Source organism: Xanthomonas citri pv. citri (assembly GCF_000961215.1).
GTDB classification, from domain to species: domain Bacteria; phylum Pseudomonadota; class Gammaproteobacteria; order Xanthomonadales; family Xanthomonadaceae; genus Xanthomonas; species Xanthomonas cissicola.
In genome coordinates, this window is sequence record NZ_CP008998.1 from 973,967 (window position 1) to 997,624 (window position 23,658).

Genomic DNA, 23,658 nt, shown 5'->3' on the forward strand with positions numbered 1-23,658 from the left:
AGAAAACCTCAGGCAGCGTCCGATAGTGCGGGCGGCACGCCGGCGATCAAGGCATCGAAGTAATCGCGCGTCAGGGCCAACTGCGCGTCGGGGGTTTCGGCGCGATTGACCACCGCCCGGAAGTCGGCGCTTTGCGGGTGGTCCTTGGCGTACCAACCCAGATGCTTGCGTGCGATGCGCACGCCTTGCGGTTGGCCATAAAACGCGTGCAGCGCCTCCAGGTGGCCGAGCAAGGTGTCGCGCACGAACGCCAGCGACGGCGGCGGCAATACCTCGCCGGTGGCCAAAAAATGCGCCACCTCGCCGAAGATCCACGGGCGGCCTTGCGCGGCGCGGCCGATCATCACGGCATCGGCGCCGGTTTCGCGCAGCACCTGGGCGGCTTTCTGCGGCGAGTCGATATCGCCATTGGCAACCACCGGGATCTGCAGCGCGGCCTTGATCTGCGCAATCGTCGCGTACTCGGCGCTGCCGGTGTAGTGCTGGTCGCGTGTGCGCCCGTGTACGGCGAGCGCGGCGATACCGCAGTCCTGCGCGATCCGCGCGATCGTCGGGCCGTTGCGGTGGTCGCAATCCCAACCGGTGCGGATCTTCAACGTCACCGGCACGTTCACTGCCTGCACCACCGCGGTCAGGATGCGTGCCACCAGCTCTTCATCGCGCATCAGTGCCGAGCCGGCCCAGGCATTGCACACTTTCTTGGCCGGGCAGCCCATGTTGATGTCGATCAACTGCGCACCGTGGTCGACGTTGTAGCGCGCCGCCTCGGCCAGTTGCTGCGGCTCGGTGCCGGCGATCTGCACGCTGATCGGGTCCGGCTCGCCGGCATGGTCCATGCGGTGCAGCGATTTGCGCGTGCCCCAGAAGCGCGGGTCGGAAATGGTCATTTCCGACACCGCCAGGCCCGCGCCCAGCCGCTTGCACAGCAGCCGGAACGGCTTGTCGGTGACGCCCGCCATGGGCGCGAGGATCACCTTGGGAGCGATGGAGTAGGGGCCGATCTGCATGCCGCTAGTGTAACTTCAGCGATGACAGCACTTGGTGCTGCCAACCCTGCGGCGGCCGGGCCGGCACCGCCGCTGTGGTATCGCTTACTGCGAAACGGCCAGGTTATCCAGGTACAGCTTGGCCTGGGTGCCTGCACTGGCGCGGTACTCGACCACGTTATCGCCGGCACTCAAGGTCGCCGTCAGCAGACTGCTGGCCCAGTCGCTGGCCGAGCTGGTCTGGGCGAAGGCCGGGGTGCCTGCACGCACGCCGTTGACGTACAAGTCTACGGTACCGACGCTTGCGCCCGGTGCGGAATAGCGCGTGGCCAGCGTGTAGGTCCCTGCCTGCGGCACGTTGATGGTGGTCCTAAGGCGCGCGCCGGGGTTGCCGCCGAAGTCGACATAGCCCAGCCCCTGGTAGTTGTGCACCGCGCCGGAGACGCCATTGGCGACAAGACTGCCGATGCGCTGGAAATCGAAGTTCTCCGCTTCGTATTGCCGCACACCGGTATAGGCGGGCGGCGCGGCCGGTGCCTGCAGTGCCGTGACCGCCGCGGCGCTTGCGCGTCCGGTGGCCGAGCCTGAGCACTGGATGGTGATGTCCAGCGGCCCGTTGTGGGCGACGTTCAAGGTCAGGCCGTCGCCGCTGGGCGTGGCGGTCACGGTACTGGCCTGGTGCTCGCCGCGATCGGCGAAGCTATAGGTCGGTGTGCTGCTGGCGCCGCTGATGGTGATGGTGTCGGTCTTGAGCGGGCCGGTTTCGGAATCGAAATTGGTCAGGTAGATCGACAGCGCGTCGGCGAACTCATTGACCACGCCCGTCGTGTAGGGGCCGTAGGTCATGTTGAGCGCGGCGCAACTGTTGTACTTGAGGTTGAACGCGCCGCTGGCGGTCTTGTTGGTCTTGTAGGGGTTGTAGGTGACCCAGGTGTTGTCCTGACGTGCCACATAGAGATCGCCGGTGGATTCCTGCGGGAACAAGGCATTCAGTTCCTGGGTCTTGGCGGCGATGGACGGCCAGCGGGTGGCGTACTCGCTGCGCTTGACCTGTACGGGGAAGGACTTGGCAAGGTCGTCGGTCAACTGCCACACCGTCGGGATGGCGGGGTAGCGCCCGGTCTTCTTGTACCAGCTGTGCTGGTTCAGATAGGTGCCGTCGTCGTCCATCAGATACAGGCCGGAAAACAGCGTTTCCGGCGATGAATACAGGCTTTGATCGTTGCCGCTGGTGGTGTCGTCGACCACCACCAGCTTGGTCCGGTCGATCACCTGCTGGCGATCGAGGATGTGCAAGGTGCCGTCGAGGATCTTGCGGTAGACATCCATGTGGATGTTCTTGAACTGCGGGAAGAACTGCCAGCGCCGCGTGGTGTAGCCGTCGGCGGTGGTCGCGTTTGGCAGGCTTTGGACGGTATCGGTCCAGATCAGTTCCGGGCCGTCGAAGTAGGTTTCGCCGGTCAGTGTCAGGTGTTCGATCAGATGCGGCGCGCCCGCCGCCAGAGGATAGGCGCTGCCATCGGCGGCGTACCAGCCGCTGCTGTCAGGACGGATGCCGTAATGGCCCGCAAATCCCGACAGGAACATGCCCAGGCTGACGCTTTCGATGTCGTGGTAGCCGTAGTTCATCGTGAACTTTTCTTGGATGATGAAATTCTTGGCATAGCTGCCGAGGGCGGTGCGCAAGGCCTCATTGCGCTTGACCATCGCCAGCGGGTTGATGTTCGCGCCCCAGAAGCCGCCAGTGAAGCTCACCGCCAGATAGCCGCCGTACTTGTTGGTCAGCTTGAGCAGGTTGGCCCAATGTTCCCAGCGCTGCGCTGCCGAGACCGAGCAGGCTTCGTCGAATCCCCAGAACTGCTCGGCATAGTTGAAACCGAGGAAGTTCGGGTAGTCGCGGAAGAACTCACCGTAGACCGTCGATTCCAGATCGGTGCCGTTGGGATAGTCGGGGAAGTGGCTGAAGCCGCCGCTGGACGGTTGGACCATCGCCCAGACACCGTTGGCCGCTGCTGTCTTGATCCACGAGCGTGCCGTCTCGATCCCGTTCGCCACCTGGTTCCAGTTGCACTGGTTGTTGGTGGCGCCTTTGTGGCTGATCGAGAGCGAGATCAGCAGTACCGTATAGGGGCGCAGGTCTGCAGGAATCAGGTCGATGATCTTCTGCGGATCGGCGGCGTTCCAGGTGTCGGCATGGATCACGAACATCGGCTTATCGGGCGCGAGGCTGCGCCGGAATGCTGGATCGGTACTGGCGCTCGCCGTTGCCGTGGACGCCTGCGTCGCGGTTGGCGCCATGGCGCGGGGGGCACTCACGGTGACCGTCGCCGACTGCGATAGGGTCGCAGCGGTGCCGGCATCGGCGGCATTCTCGCCGCCACAGGAGCTGAGCAGGCAGGAAAGTAAGACGCAGGGCAGCAGGAGAGGCGTGCGCGATCGACGCAGGATCATCGGTGTTCCGTTGAGCTTGGGGAGGCAAGCCCAGGCACACGCGTGACTGCCATTGCGTGACGCGGCAGTGCGCCAGTCGACGATGCAGGCGCATGTCGGCAAGCCGCGCCGCCAGAGCGTCCTCGCATGACAACAGGAAATGGTCGTGGTGCGCCCGGTGGTGCGGCGATAGTAGGCAAGCGCAGATAACGCGCTAGCGCGTGCAGCCGATCAGCACGCTTTATGCGATGCGCTTTCGTTTTTCGAGCACCCAAAGCAGCGCTGGGTCACATGGCGTCGCGATGGCGCAGCCGGTGGCGTGACGTTGGCAGCAGAGTGTGCGCAGCGCGGCGAGCACACACATGCGCTCGTTGCAGCGTCACATCGCCCGGCGCGGTGGCGCTGCGACGCGGTGCGACGCGACTAGCGCTTGTCGCAATCGTCGTGGAGCGCGAGACATGCGCGCGCATTCCTGCAAAAACCTGGGCACGCCAATCAGGGTGCGGCATCCAGGGCATGCGCGTGTGGCGCACGCCGATCGCAGTGAACCGCGGTCTCAGTCGTCCGCGCGCAGCCGCGGCATCGACACCGCCGCACCTTCCACCTCGGTGGAGCGCGCCGCGTAACGGGTGGCGAAGCGCACGTGGGTTGCGAAGCTGGCAGCCGGCAGCTGCGCCAGCGAGGCAACCAGCGCACCGTTGAAGGCGTCGCCGGCACCGGTGGTGTCGATGGTCTGCGCGCTTTCCGCGCCCACCCGGTAATGCGCCTGGGTATCGCCGCGCAGTTGTTCTTCGGCGTGCGAAATGAAGGCGCCCACCGCGCCCAGCGTCACCACCACGGTACCGCCCGGCAGCAGCTTGCGGCACAGCGAATGCAGCGTATTGCCGTCCAGCGCGGCGACGTCGTCGGCATTGATGCGCTCGCCGACATGGCGACCGAGCAGCGCGGCGAATTCGGTTTCGTTGGGCGTCAGCACATCCGAGAGCTTGAGCAGGCCGATCGATGTCGGCGCATTGGCCGGGGCGGCATTGAGTACCGTCAGCACGCCGCATTCGTGCGCCAGCGCCAGTGCAGACTCGACCGTCTCGGCCGGAGATTCCAGCTGCGCCAGCAGCACTTTTGCTGCAGCCACCAGCGGGCGCTGGTTCTCGATGAAGGCCGGGCTCAACACGGCGTTGGCGCCGGCGCCGATCACGATGGTGTTGCGGCCATGCCCGTCGACGTAGATGCCGCCAGTGCCGGTCGGTTCATTGCTGGGCTCGGCGATCAGCGCAAAGCCATCGTGCGCGGCCAGCGAGCGCGCCAACGCACCACCGGCATCGTCGCCCAGCGCGCACAAGAAATGCGTCCTGGCGCCAGCACGTGCGGCCGCAACCGCCTGATTGAAGCCCTTGCCGCCCGGGCCGGTGCTGTAGCGCCCGGCGATGGTCGCACCCGGCACCGGCAAGGCATCGCAGCGCCACACGTGATCGACATTGAAGGACCCGACAACGACGACCGAACTCATAAATACCTTGCCTTGAATGACTGACTTGAAAGACTGGATGAAACGCGGCGTGCAGTGATTAGACCGTCACGCCGATGAACCCGCACCACCTCAACCGAAATGCGACAGCACGCCGGCAATGGTAGCGGTCATGAAGGTGGCGATCGAACCGCCGAGCACCGCACGCAGGCCGAAGTTGGCCAGATCGTGACGACGTTCCGGCGCCAGCCCGCCGATCCCGCCGATCTGGATCGCGATCGAGCTGAAATTGGCGAAGCCGCACAGCGCGTAGGTGGCGATCAAGCGGCCTTCTGCGCTCAGGCCCACGCCCCGCACTTCGCCCTTGACGATGCGCGACAACTCGCTGTAGGCGACGAACTCGTTGATCACCACCTTCTGGCCGATCAACGAACCGACCGTTGTCGCATCCACCCACGGGGTGCCGATCACCCAGGCGATCGGCGCCAGCACGTAGCCGAAGATCGTCGACAGGTTGGTCGGGCGGCCCAGCAGCGCGGTGGCGCCGGTGACCTCGCCCAGCCAGGTCAGCGGTGCGTTGATCAGCGCAATCAGCGCGATGAAGGCCAGCAGCATCGCGCCGATGTTCAGTGCCAGGCGCAAGCCGTCGCCGGCACCGGCCGCAGCCGCATCGATGACATTGCTGGTGGTTTTTTCCACTTCCATCTTGACCGTGCCGCGGGTCAGCGGGGTGCCGGTTTCCGGCACCAGCAGCTTGGCGACCACCAGCGTGGCGGGCGCGGCCATGATGCTGGCGGCCAACAGATGCTTGGCATAAAACGCCTGTTGCGCCGGATCGCTGCCGCCGAGCATGCCGACGTATGCAGCCAGCACGCCACCGGCGATATGCGCCATGCCGCCGATCATCATCGTCAGCAGCTCGGACTGGGTCATCTTGGGGATGTACGGGCGCACCGTCAGCGGCGCTTCGGTCTGGCCGATGAAGACGCTGGCGCACACGCTGGTGGTTTCCGCACCGGAAACGCGCATCACCTTGGTGATCGCCCAGGCCATCGCACGCACCACCATCTGCATCACGCCCAGGTGGTAAAGCACGCCCATCAGCGCCGAGAAGAAGATGATGGTGGGCAGCACCTGGAACGCAAAGATGAAGCCGTAGCTGTCGATGTTCATCAGGTTGCCGAAGATGAAGGTGGACCCTTCATTGACGAAACTCAGCACCTTGACAAAGCCCTTGCCCAGCGCGTCGAAGACGTCGCGCCCGCCCGGCACCAGCAACACCAGTGCGGCGAACGAGATCTGCAGGGCCAGACCGGTGGCGACCAGCTTCCAGTCGATCGCGCGGCGGTTGCTCGAAAACAGCCAGGTGATGCCGATGAGCACCGCCAGACCGAACAGGCCGAAACCGATCCTTCCCAAACCTTCGACCATTCCAATCCCCGGGCTGCTGACGGCAAAACGGGAAGCCTAGAGCAGGGGGTGACAGGGGGCAAGGCGAGCGGCATTCAGATGCTCCCGGTTGGCCCACAGACGAGAGGTGGCGGGCACGGGCAGGCCCGCGCCGGCGCGCTGTGGGACCGCGCTTGCGCAAAGTCGGGAGTTCGCATGGGCGAGGTGGGCGGCGTTTCGCATCGTGGCGGCGCGGCGGGTGGCGGTCGTGCCGCCCCCGGATGACGTGTTCACGTCATGCGTCAGCGTTGAGGGGACGTGCCGGGCAGCCAGGCGTGGCTGGAGCGCGTGGCGCCGATCTGCGGCTGCGACTGCTACGGCTGTCGTTGCTGCATCAGCTTCATTGGGATGTGGGTTTCCGGCGCAGATGGCTTTGACGGTTGTCGTTTGTGTCTTCGAGTGCTGGTGATTGACGCATGCGTCCGCCGGCGCCATCCGCTGGTCTATCGAGGCACGGTGCCGCATCCGGCGTCCGGGCACGGCGTGAAACCATCCAGGCAAGCTCGCTGGAGGCCTTCATGCCACCAATGGCCTCATCCCGGATGCGGCTCCGCACGCCGGCGATTTTGCTTGCTGATCGGCAAGCGGTCGCTGCAGCAAGGCGGCGCGTCTGTTGCTTGTGGATTGGTGGTGACGCATCGCGCATGCTCACCAGCGACGGCCACCGGGACGCAGATCCAGAACGACGATGATCCACCTGGATGCCGCTTTCCCCTGGCCGCCGACAACGAACGGTGGTGATGACACGCGCATCAGCGTGGGATCTGAGGGGGCATGGAGGCGCGTCAGAAACTTCGTGGATGCACGTGTGGCGTGTCCCGCGCCGGTATGCATGCAAACGCCCATGCAAGCCGAAGCATTCCACGCAGATCACAACCAACCGCAGACCGATACCGACGAAAGCGCCGATCACGATGCATGCGCAGTGCAGGCGGTGCTGCGAACAGACAGTCGCGCCGAGGAGAGGTCGATGCAAGGCGTCGCACATGCCACGCGCTGTGCGGCGCCCGACGCCACGGCCTACACTGCGCACGCCGGTCCGGGGCAGGTGTCCTGGAGGTTGCGGGAGTTCGCCATGCTTTACCGTCGTCTGGGTTCCACCGGGCTGCAGCTGTCGGCCTTGTCGTTCGGGGCCTGGGTCACCTTCGGCAAGCAGATCGGGCGCAGCGAAGCGCGCAATCTGATCGCCGCCGCCTGGGACAACGGCATCAACTTTTTCGATAACGCCGAGGTCTACGCGCGCGGCCGCGCCGAGCAAGTGATGGGCGATGTGATCGCCGATCTGCGTTTGCCGCGCGATGGTTTTTGCGTGTCGAGCAAGGTGTTCTTCGGTGCGGTGGACAGCCCGCGGCCGACCCAGCGCGGACTCTCGCGCAAGCATGTCACCGATGCCTGCCACGCCGCGCTCAAGCGCCTGCACGTGGAGTACCTGGATCTCTATTACTGCCATCGGCCCGATCCGGACACCCCGATCCAGGAAACCGTACGCGCCATGGATGCGCTGATCCGCCAGGGCAAGGTGCTGTACTGGGGCACGTCCGAATGGAGCGCCGCGCAGTTGCGCGAAGCCATCGCCATTGCCGAACGCGAACATCTGCATGCGCCGGCGATGGAACAGCCGCAATACAACCTGCTGCACCGCGAGCGGCTGGAGCGCGAGTACGCGTCGCTGTGCGAGGACGGGCTGGGCACCACGATCTGGTCGCCGCTGGCCTCGGGCCTGCTGACCGGCAAGTACAACGCGGGCGTGGAGGCCGACAGCCGTCTGGGCCAGCCGGGCAACCAATGGTTGCAGGACGAAGTGCTGGGCGCGCCGGAAGCGCGCCGGCTGGAGCGCGCCCGCGCGTTCTGCGCGGTAGCGGCCGAGCTTGGCCAGTCGCCCGCGCAGTTGGCCATCGCCTGGTGCCTGCGCAATCCACATGTGTCCAGCGTGATCCTGGGCGCGAGCCGGGTCACACAGTTGGAAGAAAACCTTGGTGCCTTGAACACCCTGGATCAGGTCGATGACGCCGGCTGGGCGCGGGTGGAGTCGAGCACGCGCTGAGTCATTGAGTCGGACGGGTGCTGCGGTGGACGTCTTGTGCGGTCACCGCAGCCGAGAACAGCGACACCGTATCGATTCGATTGGAGTGATGAATCGAAATTCAGAGTTCGATTTAAACATCAGGTCATTCAAATGAGAATGGCTCTTGATCATTAAATGAGAATGGTTATTATTTGTCTGGCCAACCGACTGGAGAACCAGATCATGACCGCTCACCCCGTGCTGCTTCGCTCCGAACCGGTCAATCTGCGCGACCGCGCCACGCCGCGCGCCGTGCCCGCCGAAGACCTCATCAGCAGCGAGGCGCTGCTCAAGGGCCGGCGTGAAGTGCTGATCCAGCACGGCGACCGCGTCTATCGCCTGCGCCACACCAGCAACGACAAGCTGATCCTGACCAAGTAATTCCAGCCACGAGCTGCGGCTGCGCACAGCCACTGTGCGCAGCTGCTGCCGCAACGATCGCCGTGCGCCATCAGTGCCGATGACGCGATCTTTCTCCGCGCAACGCTCGATCGCCGTCGCATCCATTCGCCGCACTCGCTCAACGCGTGTGCGGAAAGATCGCAGCGGGCGCTGCCGCCGCCGCCCGTCACTCAACTCTATCTTCCCTGCCGCGCGCGGCTTATGCCGCAATGCGCGCTGCCGGGGGGACGCTCAAGGGCTCCTGATGATCCGCCTGCATCCGCTGGTGGTCGCGCTGTCGCTGGCGCTGCCTGCTATTTCCTTGTGTGCCCATGCTGCCGAACGCGATGCCGGAGCGGAGGGTGCGCGTGAGGTGCACGACTTCGACCGGCTACAGGTCACCGCCACACGCACCCAACGCGCACTGGTGGATGTGCCCAGCACGGTGGATGTGATCGATCGCGAACAGCTCGACAACCAACTGGTGCGCGAACTCAAGGATCTGTTTCGCTACACGCCGGGCGTGTCGGTCACCAGCACCAGCGGCCGCTTCACCGGTGCCAACGGCATCCGCATCCGCGGGCTGGATGGCAACCGCGTGGCGATCCTGGTGGATAACGTGCCGGTGTCGGACACCTTCAGTTTCGGCAGCTATCTCAATGCCAACCGTAACTTCGTCGATCTGGAAACGCTCAAGCGCGTGGAAGTGGTACGCGGGCCGGCCAGCTCGTTGTATGGCTCGGATGCATTGGGCGGCGTGGTCGCCTTCGTCACCAAGGATCCTTCGGATTATCTGAGCGCCGACAAGCACAGCTACGTCGGCCTGAAGTTCGGCTACGAAGGCGACTGGAACGGTCTGTTCGCCGGTGCCACCGGCGCGTTCGGTGGCGAACGCTGGAGCGGCATGGTGGCGGTGAGTCATCGCCAGGGCCAGGAAACGCAAAACCAAGGTGATCACCGCAGCCGCGATTTCGCCCGCACCGCGGCCAATCCGCAGCGCATCGATGGCCGCAGTGTGCTCGCCAAACTGGTGTACGCGCCGAGCGCGCAGCAGCGCTTCAAGCTCACCGTGGAAGGCAACGAAGACTATGGCAGCATCGAGGCGTTGACCGGCATCGACCCGCGTGTGACCACGCCATCGCTGCGCATCCTGTCGCAGGACGGACGCGACCATCAGACCCGCGCGCGCGTTTCGCTACGCCACGAACTGGATGCGCTGGATTGGGCGCTTGCCGACGATCTGCAGTGGCAGCTGTATCGCCAGGACAGCGAAAGCCTACAGCGTACCGACGAGCTGCGCGGCAACAACACCCGCCGTCATAACGAACACACCTTCGATCAGCGCGTGTACGGCGTGCTGTTCAACGCGCACAGGGCCATCGACACCGGCACGCTCAGCCACGACATCACCTATGGCCTGGACGGCACCTGGACCGACACCCGCGCCAAGCGCGATGGTTACTCGGTCAATCTGGCCAATGGCGCGATCACCAATCGCGTCGGTCAGGACGTGTTCCCGGTGCGCGATTTTCCCAAGAGCGAGACCACCAAGCTCGGGCTGTATGCGCAGGACGAGATCCGCCTGTTCGATGGCCAGCTGTCGCTGACGCCCGGGGTGCGCGTGGATTACTTCCGGCTGTCGCCGCAGGTGGACGCCATCTTCCGCGAAGACAATCCGGGCGTGGCTGCCGAGACCATCGATCAAACCCAGGTCTCGCCCAAGTTCGGCGTGGTGTGGCGGTTCTCCGATGCATGGTCGGCGTACGCCAACTATGCGCATGGCTTCCGCGCGCCGCCGTACAACGACGTCAATATCGGCTTCACCAATCTGCAGGCGCGCTATACCGCCATCGCCAATCCGGATCTGAAATCGGAGACCAGCCGCGGTGGCGAACTGGGCCTGCGTTTCAACGATGCAGTCGGCTATCTGGGCGTCAGCGTGTACTACACCGACTACCGCAACTTCATCGAATCGTATGCGCCGGCCGGCTTCAATGCCGAAGGGCTGATGCTGTTCCAGTCGCGCAACGTGGACGACGTGGTGATCAAGGGGGCCGAAGCGCGCGGCGGAATCGATCTGGGCGCCCTGGCCGGTTGGCAGGGTTGGTCGCTCAACAGCGCCCTGGCGTATGCGGAAGGCGACAATCTCACCGACGACACCCCGCTCAACTCGGTCGACCCGCTGCGCGGAACGCTCGGCGTGGCCTTCGACGGCGATGCCTGGGGCGCGGAGCTGATCGGCACCTTCGTCGCGCGCAAGCGTCGCCCGCAGCTGGACAGCTATTACACCCCGGCCGGCTACGCCACGCTGGATCTGATGGGCCACTGGGAATTCGCGCCTGGCGCCAAGGTCACTGCCGGCATCTTCAATCTGGCCGACCGCCGCTACGTGGACTGGAATGCGCTGCCCAATGGCACGCTGGCCAGCAGCACGGTGCTCGATCGCTTCACCGGCGCCGGGCGCACTGCCTCGGTCAGCCTGGCGGTGAGCTGGTAGCGGCCATGCCCATCGCCCGCCCGCTGCCGTCGTTGTCGCATGCACGTGCCACCCGCGCCGCACTGCCGCGTCCGCAGCAATTGGCGGCGTTGGGCACGGTGCTGTGCCTGTACCGGCCCGCATTGGGCAACGAGCTGGATGGCTGGCAGCACGCGGTGGATGCGGCGGCGTGCCGGCAGGTCGACAGCGATGGCGTGCGTGAGAGCATCTGGTTCTTCGATGCCGAGGGGCAGTGCTGCTGGCGGATCTGCCTGCTGCCTGACAGCGATTTCCTGATCTGGGATCGCCTGGTCGCGCGGCTGCCACCGTTGCCGATGGAAACCCATGAGCTGGGCGTCGGCGAGCGGCTGTGGCGTCGTCTGGCCGGGCGCATGCGTGGGGAGGCGTGGCGATTGAGCGCGCTGCGCCTGCAGGCCGCCGCCACCCGCGAGCAGCCGTTTGTCGCCAGCCTGGCGACCGTGTCGGCGCTGGGCGCGGAAGTTGCCGCACGCCTGGCGCGTGAAGAGGGCATCGACGGCCGCGTGGCGGTGGACGATTGCTGCTGCGCGCGCGCTGCCGCCTTGCGCACGGCCTCCACCACATCCAGCAACAACAACCCATCCGACATGACGACGTCGCTGGTGCGCCTGCGCCGCTGACGTCTCCAACCACTCCCGAGAGTTCCGATGAGCCGAACGTTTCCCCGTTGTATCGCACTGACGCTGAGCCTGTTGCCGTTGATCGCCGCCGCCGACGCCCAGCGCGATCGGCAAAGCATCCTGGCGATGCAGGGCGAATACGCGGTGGACTTTGCCTTCGACGAGACGGTGTTGCTCAAGCCCGGCTACGAGCGCGCCTCGGCGATGCGCAGCGGTGCCAGCGAAGTGGTGATCGTGGTGGAGGATTCGCCGCGCAAGCTGGTGCTGCAGCATCTGCTGGTCGACGAGAAGACCGGGCATGTGACCAAGCACTGGCGGCAGGACTGGACCTTCGAGGCACCGCAACGGTTTGAATTCACCGCCGAGCAGACCTGGACGGTGCACGCGCTGCCGCCGGCCGTGAGCGCCGGTGCCTGGACCCAATGCGTATATGAAGTCAGCGACGCGCCACGTTATTGCGGGACCGGCCGCTGAGACTACGCCGATGGCCACCCCACCTGGACCAGCGATCCAAGCTGGCGCCCGTTGCCGCGGCGCGAGTACACCAAGCGCAGCGACTACAACGCGCTATCGGTGATCAACCGGCATACGCTGACGCCGAACGGCTGGACCCACGAACAATTCAATACCAAGGTGTTGCGCAAGCCCGACGGCACCCAGGAAGCGATTGCGCGCGAGTTCGGCTTCAACGATTACCGCAAGACCACCGAGGTGGATTTCGCCCCGGCCTATGCGTACTGGAAGGGCACCCAAGCCTATTGGGCCCGGGTGCGCACGCGCTGGGCCTCATTCCTGCATGCACCACCGGGCCTGCATCTGAAAACCAAGCCGGATGGCATGGCGATGATCGTGCCGATGTTCGAGCAGGCCGAGTCAGTGCAGAAGGGCAAGCGGGTCAAGGACGCGCAAATCGATGCGGTGTTCGCGCAGTGGGTCGAACCGGCGAACTAGGCACCCGGATGCCGTAGGAGCGCGCCCGGTCGCGACATGGCATTCCCGATAAGGCCCATCGCGCCGCGGGAGGCTTTGCGAGGTCGCGCCCGGCTGCGCTCCTACGAGCGAGACGGCGCTTTGCCTTTATTCCTTGAACATCAAAAACGCCGCCACCAGGATCAGGCCGAACGCAGCCCAATGGTTCCACTTCAGCGACTGCCCCAGGTAGAAGGTGGAGAAACCGGCAAAGACCAGCAGCGTGATCACTTCCTGCATGCCCTTGAGCTGCGGCGCCGAATACACCGCGCTGCCCAGACGGTTGCCAGGCACCTGCAGGCAGTATTCGAAGAACGCGATGCCCCAGCTGACCAGGATGGCGATCATCAGCGGCGTGGTCTTGTACTTCAGGTGTCCGTACCAAGCGAAGGTCATGAACACGTTGCTGGCGATCAGCAGCAGGACCGGGTACAGGTAGGCGGTGAAGGGGGCGGTGGGCATGGCGGCGAGCGGCAGAGAATGGGGGCCGAAGCATAAGCCAACCTCGTTAAGCGCACGCGACCGCACCGCCGAGGCCGCTCTAGCGCTGCATGCCCCAGCGGCGCACCGTCAGCCGCTCGACCGCCTGGAACACCACGCCCTCCACCAGCAGCCCCAGCACGATCACCATCGCCAGCCCCGCGAACACCTTGTCGGTATAAAGCTCGTTGCGGTTCTGGAAGATGTACCAGCCCAGGCCGCCCTGGCCGGAGGTGGCGCCGAAGACCAATTCGGCGGCGATCAGGGTGCGCCAGGCGAACGCCCAGCCGATCTTCAGCCCGGACAGGATCGCCGGCAGCGCCGCCGGAATCAGCAGCTGCGCCACGTAGCGCGGGCCGCGCAGGCCATAGTTGCGCCCGGCCATGCGCAGCGTGTCCGGCACTGCCTGGAAGCCGGCGTAGGTGGTCAGCGCCAGCGGCCACAGCACCGAGTGCACCAGCACGAACACCAGGCTGCCGGTGCCCAGCCCGAACCACAGCAAGGCCAGCGGCAACAGCGCAATGGCCGGCAGCGGGTTGAACATGGCGGTCAGCGTGCCGAGCACATCCCGGCCCCAGCGTGTGGAAGCGGCCAGTGCGGTCAGCACGAACGCCAGCAGCACGCCCAGCGCATAACCCTGCGCCAGCACCCGCAATGAGGCACCGACCCGGCGCAGCAGTTCGCCGGACAGCAGCCCGTCGTAGAACGCGCGCGCGGTCTGCCCTGCGCCGGGCAGCATCAGATCGTCGCCGACCAGCCGCGCGGCGATTTCCCATGCCGCAACCAAGACCGCCAGCACCAATGTCTTGCGCAGCCACGGCGGTGCCTGCCAACGCGTGGGCGTGGTCGCGGCAACCAGGGCGGGGTCCAGCGGCGTCAGCGCCACTTCGTACTCGGGCCGCACCGGTGGAATCGGTGGCAATGCGCTTGCAGTGCTGCGGCTCATGTCAGCGCCTCGCGCTGGCGCAGGGACGGGCGACGCAGCGGTGCCACCTTGTCGTCATCCAGCGTTTCATCGGGCAGATCGAACAGCAACCGGTGAATGCGTTGCGCGGTCTGCTGGAACGCCACGCTGCCGGCACTGTGCGGGCCGAAGGCATGCGCGTTGAGTTCGGCGCGCACCTGGCCCGGGTGCGGCGACAACAGCAAGACCCGGTTGCCGACCACCAACGCTTCTTCGATGGAATGGGTGACGAACAGCAGCGTGAAGCGCAATTGTTCCCACAATTCCAGCACCTGCTCCTGCATGCGCGAACGCGTCAGCGCATCCAGTGCCGCGAACGGTTCGTCCATCAGCAGGACACGCGGGCGCATCGCCAGTGCGCGTGCGATGGCCACGCGCTGCTTCATGCCGCCGGACAAGGTGTGCGGGTAGGCATCTGCAAATCCGCTCAGCCCGACCTGGGCCAGACTTTCGTCTGCCCGCTCGCGCGCTTCGGCGCGGCCGAGCTTGCGCGCCGCGCGCAGCCCGAACACCACGTTCTCGCGCACGCTTTTCCAAGGCGCCAACTGGTCGAATTCCTGGAATACCACCACCCGGTCCGGCCCGGGGCCGGTGACCGCATGCCCCTCCAGACGGATCTGCCCTTCGCGCGGCGCAACGAAGCCGGCAACCGCCTTGAGCAATGTGGATTTACCGCAGCCCGATGGCCCGAGCAGCACGAAGCGGTCGGCTTCGTGCACATCGAAGCGCACGCGATGGGTCGCGCGCACCACGCGCTGGGCGGAGGCATATTCCAGGCTGACATGATCGACCTGCAGCAGGGGCGTCGACATCGCTCAGCTCCCGCCCGCAATCAGCGGGTCGTCGAAAAAGTAATCGCCCACCTTGCCCGGCGCCTGCTTGATCGCCCCGCTGTGCTGCATGAACTTGCCCAGCCCCAGCGTGTTCTGCGGTGCCACGGTGAACTGCACCTTGGGGTCCTTGAGGATCTGCAGCACCAACGCGCGATCGATGCCCGAGCCATTACGGCGCAGGAAGATATCGGCCGCCTGCTCCGGATGGGCAGTGACGAACTTTGCTGCCTGGTCCAGGGCGGCGACAAATGCGCGATAGGTCTTGGGGTTGTCCTGGCGGAATTTTTCCGTGGCGTACAACACCGTTGCCGACGACGGGCCGCCTTCGATCTCGTACGAACTGGTGACGATATGCGCGGCCGGGTTACGCGCCAGTTCCTGCTCCTGAAACGGCGGGCTGGCAAAATGCGCGGTGATTTCGCTGCGCCCACGGATGATCGCCGCGGCGGCATCCGGATGCGGCAACGCGACCTGCAGCGCATCGAGCTGATGGGTGCCCTTGTCGCCCCAGCGTTGTTGCGAGGCATGCTGCAGAAACCGCGACTGCACCGAGACACCTGTCGCCGGTACCGCAATGCGGTCCTTTGGCGTGAAATCGCCGATGGATTTGATGCGCGGATTGTTGCTGATCAGGTAGTACGGGAAATTGCCCAGCGAGGCGACGCCGCGGACATTCTGGCGGCCGCGCGTGCGGTCCCAGATGGTGAACAGCGGGCCGACGCCGGCACCGGCGATATCGATCGAACCGGTCAACAACGCGTCGTTGACCGCCGCCCCGCCGGAGAGCTGCAGGAACTGCACGTCGATGTCCACGCCGGCGGCCTTGCCCTGCTGTTCGATCAACTTCTGGTCCTGCGCCACGTCCAGCAGCAGGTAAACGATGCCGAATTGCTTGGCGATCCGCAGCTTGCCTTCGGCTTGCGCATGCGCGCTATGCAACAGCGGCAACGCGGCCAACACCAGCAGCGCGATGCGCCGCGAAAAACGCCGGTGCGGCAAAGGAGCGTGGGAAGAGACGGTCAAACGCATGCGGCGCTCCAGTCGAGAAGGGGAAGGGAACAGGTGATGCTCAGAACGGCGCATCGCCTTCGATGGTGGTGCGGTTGAGCCGACGGCGCAGATGATCCGGCGTGCCCGCAGCCAGATGCATCACCGAGCGGTTGTCCCAGAACACCATGTCGTGCGGCTGCCAGCGATGCCGATACACCAGCGCAGCCTGCGTGGAGTGTTCGAACAGCGTCTGCAACAGCGCGCGGCTTTCGTCCTCGGGCAGGCCGACGATGCGAGTAGTGAAATGCTCGCTGACGAACAGCGCCTTGCGGCCGGTTTCCGGATGCGTGCGCACCACCGGGTGCTGCACCGGTGTCACTTCGGCAATCTGCTCCGGCGTCAGTGCCGGGCGCCACGGATTGCGGGCGCGCAGCTCTTCGTACTTGGCCAGATAACTGTGTTCGGCACGCAGATCCTGCACCGTGCGCTTGAGCGATTCGGGCAGCGTCTGCCATGCCAGGTGCTGGTTGGCGAACAGCGTGTCGCCGCCTTCGCTGGGCAGCTCCTGCGCATGCAGCAGCGACCCCAGGCTCGGGGTTTGCTTGTACGACAGATCCGAGTGCCAGTAATGCCCGGCGTCGCCCAGGCCGATCGGCTCGCCGTTTTCCTTGATGTTGGATACCACCAGCACTTCCGGCTGCCCGCGCAGTTGAAAGTTGCGCAGCACATGGATCTGCAGCGGCCCGAAGCGACGGCTGAATTCCACCTGCTGCGCCGGTGTGATGCGTTGATCGCGAAACACCAGCACGTGATGATCCAGATGCGCGCGATGGATACGCGCGAAGGTGGCGGCATCCAGCGGTTGCGCAAGGTCCAGGCCGATCACCTCGGCACCCAGCGGAGCGTCGAAGGGCACGATCCGGACGCTGGAGGTCTGCACGGGGGAAGACGCATCGCGCGGCGTGTGCACACGCGCTGCGGAAGTGATGCTGGCCATGGCGTGGCACCTCGACGGCAACGAAAGGCCGCCTGGGCCGGCGGCCGGACACACCACTCTAGGCCGTCGTGCCACCGCTGCGAACGTACGATTTGCAAGGTGCTTATGCGCTGCAGACATATGCAGCACTCACCGACGGCGAGGCGTCTCACGCGGCGCGCCACGGCGTCCGTCGCCTGGCATGCAGCACAGCCACCAGGCCGCGTGTCGCACGCCGTTGCCCGCATGCGACGCGTGTTACCCGCGCTTACTCGCTCCGCAATGCCAACGCCGGCGGCGTGGACAAGATGCGCCGGGTGCCCGACCAACCCGCCAACAGACTCAACGCCAGCCCGAATGCGCCGCCGAGCAGCAGGCGCGGCCAATCCGGCGTCAACGCAATCTCGAACGCCTGCTTCCCCACGACCGCGCCGATCACGGCCGCAGCGGACACTGCCAGCGTCGCCGCCAGCAAGCCAAGCGCGCCGAATTCCACCAGCACCGCACCGCGTAGCTGGCCACGGCGTGCGCCCAGGGTGCGCAATACCGCGCTGTCGTAACGGCGTTCGCCCGCGGTGGCCTGCAACGCGGCCAGCAACACCAGCACGCCGGCCAGCAGGCTGAAGCCCATCACCAATTGCACCGCCTGTGCCACCTGGTCGATGACCTCGCGCACGCGCCCAAGGATTGCGTCGATATCCAGCAACGAAATGTTCGGATAGGCGCGGCTCAGCGCCGCCAGCTTGGACGCATTGCCCGGCGGCAGGTGGAAGGCGGAAATCAGGTTGTACGGCGCATCGCCGACCGACCCTTGATTGAGCAGCAGGAAGAAGTTGACCCGGAACGAATCCCAATCGGCCTTGCGGATGCTGGTCACGGTGAACGTGCGTTGCTGTTCGCCCAGCAGCAAGGTGATGCGATCGCCCAGTTTGAGCTGGTAGCGTTGCGCCCAGCCTTCTTCCACCGAGGCTTCCGCCGCGGTGCTGTCGGCCGCCCAGAACTTGCCCTGCAGCAGCGTATTTGCGGGCGGGAACGCATGGCGCCAGGAAAAATTCACTGGCCGGTTGTCGCCGTCGCCATCGTCGGCCGGGTCACGCTCGCCGCGCACCGGCGGTTTGTCGTTGATGGCGACCAGGCGCCCGGTGGAAAACGGCTCCACGGCCGCATCGTTCACCCCCAGACCGCGCAGCGTCTGCAGCACCGGCTGGGTTTGTTCGGGCTGGATGTTCATCAGGAAGTAGTTGAGCGTGTCCGCCGGCAGGCGGTCGCGCCATTGACCGAGCAGGCCCGGGCCGACCACCGCCAGCAGCAACAGCGCGCACAACGACAGCGACAGCCCGACCAGCTGCACCACGCTCAAGCCGCGGCGCCGGGTCAGCGAGGCCAGGCCAAGTTTCCAGGCACCGCGCAGGCGGTGCTGGATCGGTCGCAGCAACGCGAGCAGGCCCAGCCCCAGCAACATCGCCACCAGTGCCAGCGCGGCCAGGCCGCCCAGCACCCAACCGGCCAACACCAGATTGCCGGTGGCATAGACGGTGAGCGCCAGCGTGGCGGCCAGGGCTGCGCCATACACCAGCAGCGAGCTGGGCGGCACTGCAGCAAAGCTGCGGTTGAGCACGCGCATCGGCGGCACGTTGCGCAGCCGCAGCAGCGGCGGCAGGCCGAAGCCCAGCAACAGCACCAGGCCGATGCCTGCACCGGCCAGGGCAGGGGTGGCCTGTGGCAGCGGCAACCGGTTCGGGATCAGACTGCCCAGCGCCTGCACCAGGCCTTCCTGCGCGAGCATGCCAAGCCCGATACCGACCAGGCAGGCCGGTATCGCCGTCAGCAACAATTGCAGCGACAGCATCGCCAGGATGTCGCGCTGGCGGGCACCCAGGCAGCGCAGGACCGCCACGGTGTCGATGCGTCGCATCGCAAACCGGTTCGCTGCCAGGGCCGTGGCCACACCGGACAACAGCACCGCCAGCAACGCCGACAAGGCCAGGAAGCGGCCGGCGCGATCAAACGCTGCACGCATGCCGCGCTGGGTGTCTTCGATGCCGACCAGGCGATACTCGCTGGCGCGTGGTTTCAACCAAGCGCGCAAATCGGCGATGGCATCCGGTGCGCCGGCGAACATCAACCGATAGGAGGCGCGGCTGCCGGGGCCGAGCAGGCCGGCGCCTTCGATATCGGCGCGATTGACCAGCAGCGGCGGCGAGAGTTGCATCAGCTCACCGGAGGCATCGGGTTCGGCGCGCAACACGCCGGTGATGGTCAGATGGCCGGCGCCGAATTCCAGTTGCTCGCCTATGTGCAGGCCCAGCGCTTCGAGCAGGCGCGGATCGGCATAGGCCTGGCCCGGCGGCGGTGCGCTGGCGACGCTGCCTTCCGTCCCGGTGCCGTTCTTGGACACCAGCAACTGCCCACGTAGCGGGTAGCCGGCGCCGACGCCGCGGATATTGGCCATCTGGCTGGCATCGCCATGGAACAACACGCTGGGGAAGCTGACCATGCGCGTACTCTGCAGGCCGCGTCGTCTGGCTTCTTCGGCGAAGTCGGCCGGGATTTCCTGCCGCCCGGTCACGCCCAGATCGCCGCCGAGCACTTCGGCCGCGCTGGAGGTCAGCGCGAGCGTCACCCGGTCGACCAGGGTGCCCACCGCGGTCATCACCGCCACGCCCAGCACCAGCGCGGCGAACACGGTCAGCAGGTCCCCGGCCAGGAATTCGCGGCGTACTGCGCGCGCGGCTTGTCGCACGACGTTCATGCGGCCGGACCGGTCTGTGCGTGCAGGCGGCCGCTGTCGATGCGGTAGATGTGGCGACAACGCTGCGCCAGCGTCATGTCATGCGTGACCAGGACCAGCGTGGTGTCGCTGGTGGCATTGAGCGCGAACAACAGGTCGCTGATCTGCGCGCCTGTGGCCTGGTCGAGGCTGCCGGTGGGCTCATCGGCGAACAGGATGCGCGGGCGCGCCACGAATGCGCGCGCCAACGCCACGCGCTGCTGCTCGCCGCCGGACAGCTGGCGCGGATAATGCCGCGCACGTGCGCTCAGGCCCACGGCCTCCAGCACTTCGCGCACCCGCGCCGGATCCTCGCGCCCGGCCAGTTCCAGCGGCAGTGCGATGTTTTCTTCGGCAGTCAGCGCCGGCAGCAGGTGAAAGCTCTGGAACACGAAGCCGACGTCGCGGGCGCGCAGCGCGGCGCGCGCCTCTTCGTCGAGCTGGCCCAGGTCCTGGCCCGCCAGCACGATGCTGCCGCGGCTGGGCAGGTCCAGCCCGGCCAGCAAGCCGAGCAGGGTGGTCTTGCCCGAACCGGACGCACCGACGATGGCGATGCTGTCGCCTTCACTGACCGTCAAGCTCACGTTGTCGAGGATGTGGAGCGTTCCCTCCGGGCCACTGACGGACTTGCCGACCTCGCGAACGTCGATGGCGGTGCGGGTGCTGGAGCGGGGGGCCAGACTGTCGATGAGGAATCTCCGAATGCGTGAAAGAACACTGCGATATGGCGTGCTGGTCCTGTGGCTGCTGACACTCTCCCTGCTTGCGCCGGGGATCGCCTCTGCCAAAAGTCCGGTCGCCACCGCGCCGATCCTGGTCGTCGGCGACAGCCTGAGCGCTGCGCACAACATCCCGGTGCAGTCCGGTTGGGTGACTTTATTGGACCAACGCCTGAAGCGTGACATGGCGACGCCACCGGCAGTCGTCAATGCCAGCATCAGCGGCGAAACCACATCCGGCGCGCTGACCCGGCTGCCGGGCCTGCTGGAAAAGCACCGCCCCGGCGTGGTGGTCATCGAACTCGGCGGCAACGACGCGCTGCGAGGGCTGACTCCGGCCCAGCTCAAGGGCAATCTGGAAAAGATGATTCAGCTCAGCCAGCAAGCCGGCGCGAAGGTACTGCTGCTCGGGATCGACGTGCCGCCCAATTACGGCCCAGCCTACCGCGAGCGGCTCAAGGCGACCTATGCGGACCTTTCCAAACAGTACAAGACCGCGCTGGTGCCGTTCTTTCTGGAAAAGGTCGCGCTGCAGCCCGGCCTGATGCAGGCGGACGGTCTGCACCCCACCGCCGCTGCGCAACCGAAGGTGCTGGAGACGGTGTGGCCGGCGTTGCGCCCGCTGCTCGGCCGCTAAATGCCGGACAACGCAACACGGTATCCAGTCTTCACGCCCTTTCCACCGTCGATCCGGCATGTTTCACAAAGCTGAAGACCGAGGAAAGTCCATGCGTCAGACCAAGGAAACGTCCGGCCTCGTGCTGGTCGTCGAAGACAACCGCAATATCTCCGAAATGATCGGCGAGTACCTGGAAGGCCGTGGCTTCGAGGTCGACTACGCGCAGGACGGCCTGGACGGCTATCGTCTTGCCGCGGAGAACAGCTACGACGTGGTCGTGCTGGATCTCATGCTGCCACGCCTGGACGGCATCGAAGTGTGTCGCCGCCTGCGCAACGACGCACGCAAGTCCACCCCGGTGTTGATGCTGACGGCCCGCGACACGCTGGACGACAAGCTCACCGGCCTGGGCTTTGGCGCCGACGATTACCTGACCAAGCCGTTCGCGATCCAGGAACTGGAAGCGCGCCTGCGTGCCCTGATCCGTCGCGAGCGTCGCCAGGTGGGCTCGGAAGTGCTCAAGGTCGCCGACCTGGTGCTTGACCCGGTGAGCATGCGCGCCACCCGTGCCGGCACCGAGCTGCAGCTTTCGCCGATCGGCCTGCGCCTTTTGACCATCCTGATGCGCGAATCGCCGCGTGTGGTCACCCGCCAGGAAATCGAGCGCGAAATCTGGGGCAACGGCTTGCCCGATTCGGACACCCTGCGCAGCCATCTGTACAACCTGCGCAAGATCATCGACAAGCCGTTCGACCGTCCGCTGCTGCACACCGTGCAGAGCGCCGGCTATCGCATCGCCGACATCGCCCAACCGATGGCGTGATGTCCTGCGCGCCGGCCGCCGTTCTGGCGGCCGGCCGCTGTGCAGGCGCTCACGCGCCGATCGATCTCCTGTGCTGCCGGCTGGTTGCACGAAGGACTCACGGAAGTGCTGCCTATACTCGGGCGCTCCTTCCTGGATGCGGCAATGCCACACGGGCTCCCGAGAAAAATACGTCTGGCCTTCCTGCTGCAGGTCGCGCTGGCGAGCTTGGCGCTCGTGCTGGCCGGGTATCTGGTGTCGTTCGTCATCAAATACAGCCTGGTGCGCACCGTGCTCGCCGACGAGGCCGTGCATTTCTGGCAGATGCAAAAGAGCGTGCCGGACAACCGGCCGCCGAATACGCGCAACATCCAGGGCTATTTTTCGCCCGCCGGTACCGCCGCCGAGGCGGCTCCGGCCGCGCTGCGCCACCTGTCTCCGGGTTTCAGCGAAGTGGCTGCCGCCGATGCGCTGGTGTATGTCGATCAACGTCCGGAGGGGCGGCTGTATCTGGTGTTTCCGCGCTCGCGCGCGGCGCATCTGACCTGGTGGTTCGGTGTGGTGCCGGCGATTGTGGTGTTGGTGGCAATCTACGGCGTGTCATGGTTCACCTACCGGGTTTCCAAGCGGCTGGTCTCGCCGATCAGCTGGCTGGCCCGGCGCGTGTCGCATTGGGACCCGCGCAACCCGGATGTGGACGAACTGGCTCCGGAGCGGCTGCCTGCCGAACTGCAGGGCGAAACGCGCCAGCTGGCCGCCGCGCTGCATGCGCTGGGGTTGCGCGTCAGCGAGCATGTCGCGCGCGAACGCAACTTCACCCGCGATGCCAGCCATGAATTGCGCACTCCGCTCACGGTGATCCGCGTGGCCAGCGACATGGCCTTGGCCGACGACGAATTGTCCGCGCGCACGCAGCGCAGCCTGCGCCGCATCCAGCGCGCCGGCCACGATATGGAGGCGGTGATCGATGCGTTCCTGATCCTGGCACGCGAAGCCGAGATCGACCCGCAGAGCGAAAACTTCGATGTGGCCGAGCTTGCCAGCGAAGAACTGCAAAGCGCGCGTGAGCTGCTTGGCGACAAACCGGTGTCGTTGCGCATGGTCGGCGACCGCAGCCTGCAGATGTTCGCCCCGCCCAGGGTGATGCGGGTGGTGCTCAGCAATCTGTTGCGTAACGCCTGCGCTTACACCGATACCGGCAGCATCGAGGTCGAGGTGACCCACGACCGTATCGTGGTCCGCGATACCGGCATTGGCATGAGCGAAGAAGCGCGGGCACGCGCGTTCGAACCGTTCTTCCGCGCCGACCCTACCCGCCCGCAAGGCACTGGGCTTGGCCTGTCGATCGTCCGTCGGCTGTGCGATCGCTTCGGCTGGCGTATCGAACTGCAGAGCGAAGCCGGCGTCGGTACGTCCGTGGCGGTGGTCGTCGCCTGAGGCGGCATTCAGTGGTGCTGGCGCGTGCTGATGATGTCTTGCTGCCGGCCAAGTCGTCAGGCAGCGATGGCAGGCAACGACGAAGGCCTGCTGCACGCGGTATTGGATCACCGCTTGGACCACTATGTTCCTTGCTCGGCAGCCGGAACGCGCAACGTGGTGTCGATAGTGCAGCGCGCGACGCGTAC

The 23,658-nt window shown here is 65.9% G+C and carries 18 protein-coding genes and 1 pseudogene; 8 read left to right on the forward strand and 11 right to left on the reverse strand.

Annotated features, from left to right (window positions below; all coding sequences use genetic code 11):
* Positions 1-8: 8 nt before the first annotated feature.
* The 4 genes from dusB to AMD14_RS04695 all read right to left on the reverse strand — a co-directional run bounded on the left by dusB (position 9) and on the right by AMD14_RS04695 (position 6,312).
* On the reverse strand, positions 9-1,007 hold the full coding sequence (gene dusB, locus AMD14_RS04680) for a tRNA dihydrouridine synthase DusB (protein WP_011050554.1): 999 nt from the start codon (positions 1,005-1,007) through the stop codon (positions 9-11).
* Between the two features lie 84 nt (positions 1,008-1,091).
* Positions 1,092-3,437, reverse strand: a complete 2,346-nt coding sequence (locus AMD14_RS04685; protein WP_011050555.1) for a glycoside hydrolase family 98 domain-containing protein — start codon at positions 3,435-3,437, stop codon at positions 1,092-1,094.
* A gap of 535 nt (positions 3,438-3,972) precedes the next feature.
* Complete coding sequence (locus AMD14_RS04690) at positions 3,973-4,923, reverse strand: ribokinase (RefSeq protein WP_003485189.1); 951 nt, start codon at positions 4,921-4,923, stop codon at positions 3,973-3,975.
* Positions 4,924-5,013: 90 nt separating this feature from the next.
* A complete protein-coding gene (locus tag AMD14_RS04695) occupies positions 5,014-6,312 on the reverse strand; it encodes a NupC/NupG family nucleoside CNT transporter (RefSeq protein ID WP_011050556.1) in 1,299 nt (432 codons plus the stop codon).
* Positions 6,313-7,405: 1,093 nt separating this feature from the next.
* On the opposite strand from AMD14_RS04695, the gene AMD14_RS04700 reads away from it, so the two are divergent.
* From AMD14_RS04700 to AMD14_RS04720, 5 genes and pseudogenes are all read left to right on the forward strand, one after another.
* Positions 7,406-8,374 (forward strand): potassium channel beta subunit family protein, encoded by a 969-nt coding sequence (locus tag AMD14_RS04700; RefSeq protein ID WP_011050558.1) that lies wholly within the window; start codon positions 7,406-7,408, stop codon positions 8,372-8,374.
* Positions 8,375-8,536: 162 nt separating this feature from the next.
* On the forward strand, positions 8,537-8,776 hold the full coding sequence (gene hemP / locus AMD14_RS04705; RefSeq protein WP_003485179.1) for a hemin uptake protein HemP: 240 nt from the start codon (positions 8,537-8,539) through the stop codon (positions 8,774-8,776).
* Positions 8,777-9,041: 265 nt separating this feature from the next.
* Positions 9,042-11,273: a TonB-dependent hemoglobin/transferrin/lactoferrin family receptor gene (locus AMD14_RS04710; RefSeq protein ID WP_015462885.1), complete on the forward strand. Its 2,232-nt coding sequence runs from the start codon at positions 9,042-9,044 to the stop codon at positions 11,271-11,273.
* Positions 11,274-11,278: 5 nt separating this feature from the next.
* Positions 11,279-11,911: a ChuX/HutX family heme-like substrate-binding protein gene (locus tag AMD14_RS04715; RefSeq protein WP_005930913.1), complete on the forward strand. Its 633-nt coding sequence runs from the start codon at positions 11,279-11,281 to the stop codon at positions 11,909-11,911.
* 27 nt (positions 11,912-11,938) lie between these two features.
* Positions 11,939-12,862 (forward strand): annotated as a pseudogene (locus tag AMD14_RS04720) (DUF6607 family protein).
* Positions 12,863-12,988: 126 nt separating this feature from the next.
* Here the strand turns inward: AMD14_RS04720 and AMD14_RS04725 are convergent.
* The 7 genes from AMD14_RS04725 to AMD14_RS04755 all read right to left on the reverse strand — a co-directional run bounded on the left by AMD14_RS04725 (position 12,989) and on the right by AMD14_RS04755 (position 20,471).
* Positions 12,989-13,342: a DMT family protein gene (locus tag AMD14_RS04725; RefSeq protein ID WP_005910790.1), complete on the reverse strand. Its 354-nt coding sequence runs from the start codon at positions 13,340-13,342 to the stop codon at positions 12,989-12,991.
* Between the two features lie 79 nt (positions 13,343-13,421).
* Positions 13,422-14,306: an ABC transporter permease gene (locus AMD14_RS04730; protein ID WP_011050561.1), complete on the reverse strand. Its 885-nt coding sequence runs from the start codon at positions 14,304-14,306 to the stop codon at positions 13,422-13,424.
* Positions 14,303-15,136, reverse strand: coding sequence for an ABC transporter ATP-binding protein (locus tag AMD14_RS04735; protein WP_003485166.1), 834 nt, complete (start codon positions 15,134-15,136; stop codon positions 14,303-14,305). Before AMD14_RS04735 ends, AMD14_RS04730 begins: the two co-directional genes overlap by 4 nt.
* 3 nt (positions 15,137-15,139) lie before the next feature.
* Positions 15,140-16,186, reverse strand: a complete 1,047-nt coding sequence (locus AMD14_RS04740) for an ABC transporter substrate-binding protein (RefSeq protein WP_003485164.1) — start codon at positions 16,184-16,186, stop codon at positions 15,140-15,142.
* 40 nt (positions 16,187-16,226) lie between these two features.
* The gene (locus AMD14_RS04745) at positions 16,227-17,144 is read right to left on the reverse strand and encodes a TauD/TfdA dioxygenase family protein (RefSeq protein WP_015462887.1); all 918 of its coding nucleotides are present in this window, start codon (positions 17,142-17,144) and stop codon (positions 16,227-16,229) included.
* A gap of 247 nt (positions 17,145-17,391) precedes the next feature.
* Positions 17,392-19,875 (reverse strand): ABC transporter permease, encoded by a 2,484-nt coding sequence (locus tag AMD14_RS04750; RefSeq protein ID WP_011050564.1) that lies wholly within the window; start codon positions 19,873-19,875, stop codon positions 17,392-17,394.
* Positions 19,872-20,471, reverse strand: coding sequence for an ABC transporter ATP-binding protein (locus AMD14_RS04755; protein WP_005921068.1), 600 nt, complete (start codon positions 20,469-20,471; stop codon positions 19,872-19,874). Before AMD14_RS04755 ends, AMD14_RS04750 begins: the two co-directional genes overlap by 4 nt.
* Positions 20,472-20,580: 109 nt before the next feature.
* Between AMD14_RS04755 and AMD14_RS04760 the strand changes: the two genes are divergently transcribed.
* The 3 genes from AMD14_RS04760 to AMD14_RS04770 all read left to right on the forward strand — a co-directional run bounded on the left by AMD14_RS04760 (position 20,581) and on the right by AMD14_RS04770 (position 23,470).
* A complete protein-coding gene (locus AMD14_RS04760; protein WP_005921070.1) occupies positions 20,581-21,249 on the forward strand; it encodes an arylesterase in 669 nt (222 codons plus the stop codon).
* 91 nt (positions 21,250-21,340) lie between these two features.
* Entirely contained in the window at positions 21,341-22,054 is a 714-nt protein-coding gene (locus AMD14_RS04765) for a response regulator transcription factor (protein ID WP_002811889.1), read from the forward strand.
* Between the two features lie 144 nt (positions 22,055-22,198).
* Positions 22,199-23,470: a sensor histidine kinase gene (locus AMD14_RS04770; RefSeq protein ID WP_011050566.1), complete on the forward strand. Its 1,272-nt coding sequence runs from the start codon at positions 22,199-22,201 to the stop codon at positions 23,468-23,470.
* Positions 23,471-23,658 lie beyond the last annotated feature (188 nt).

Bases quoted from the DNA above. Each gene is read 5' to 3' on its own strand.
- dusB (WP_011050554.1), bottom strand. From the start codon at position 1,007: ATGCAGATCGGCCCCTACTCCATCGCTCCCAAGGTGATCCTCGCGCCC.
- AMD14_RS04685 (WP_011050555.1), bottom strand. From the start codon at position 3,437: ATGATCCTGCGTCGATCGCGCACGCCTCTCCTGCTGCCCTGCGTCTTA.
- AMD14_RS04690 (WP_003485189.1), bottom strand. From the start codon at position 4,923: ATGAGTTCGGTCGTCGTTGTCGGGTCCTTCAATGTCGATCACGTGTGG.
- AMD14_RS04695 (WP_011050556.1), bottom strand. From the start codon at position 6,312: ATGGTCGAAGGTTTGGGAAGGATCGGTTTCGGCCTGTTCGGTCTGGCG.
- AMD14_RS04700 (WP_011050558.1), top strand. From the start codon at position 7,406: ATGCTTTACCGTCGTCTGGGTTCCACCGGGCTGCAGCTGTCGGCCTTG.
- hemP (WP_003485179.1), top strand. From the start codon at position 8,537: ATGGTTATTATTTGTCTGGCCAACCGACTGGAGAACCAGATCATGACC.
- AMD14_RS04710 (WP_015462885.1), top strand. From the start codon at position 9,042: ATGATCCGCCTGCATCCGCTGGTGGTCGCGCTGTCGCTGGCGCTGCCT.
- AMD14_RS04715 (WP_005930913.1), top strand. From the start codon at position 11,279: ATGCCCATCGCCCGCCCGCTGCCGTCGTTGTCGCATGCACGTGCCACC.
- AMD14_RS04725 (WP_005910790.1), bottom strand. From the start codon at position 13,342: ATGCCCACCGCCCCCTTCACCGCCTACCTGTACCCGGTCCTGCTGCTG.
- AMD14_RS04730 (WP_011050561.1), bottom strand. From the start codon at position 14,306: ATGAGCCGCAGCACTGCAAGCGCATTGCCACCGATTCCACCGGTGCGG.
- AMD14_RS04735 (WP_003485166.1), bottom strand. From the start codon at position 15,136: ATGTCGACGCCCCTGCTGCAGGTCGATCATGTCAGCCTGGAATATGCC.
- AMD14_RS04740 (WP_003485164.1), bottom strand. From the start codon at position 16,186: ATGCGTTTGACCGTCTCTTCCCACGCTCCTTTGCCGCACCGGCGTTTT.
- AMD14_RS04745 (WP_015462887.1), bottom strand. From the start codon at position 17,144: ATGGCCAGCATCACTTCCGCAGCGCGTGTGCACACGCCGCGCGATGCG.
- AMD14_RS04750 (WP_011050564.1), bottom strand. From the start codon at position 19,875: ATGAACGTCGTGCGACAAGCCGCGCGCGCAGTACGCCGCGAATTCCTG.
- AMD14_RS04760 (WP_005921070.1), top strand. From the start codon at position 20,581: ATGAGGAATCTCCGAATGCGTGAAAGAACACTGCGATATGGCGTGCTG.
- AMD14_RS04765 (WP_002811889.1), top strand. From the start codon at position 21,341: ATGCGTCAGACCAAGGAAACGTCCGGCCTCGTGCTGGTCGTCGAAGAC.
- AMD14_RS04770 (WP_011050566.1), top strand. From the start codon at position 22,199: ATGCCACACGGGCTCCCGAGAAAAATACGTCTGGCCTTCCTGCTGCAG.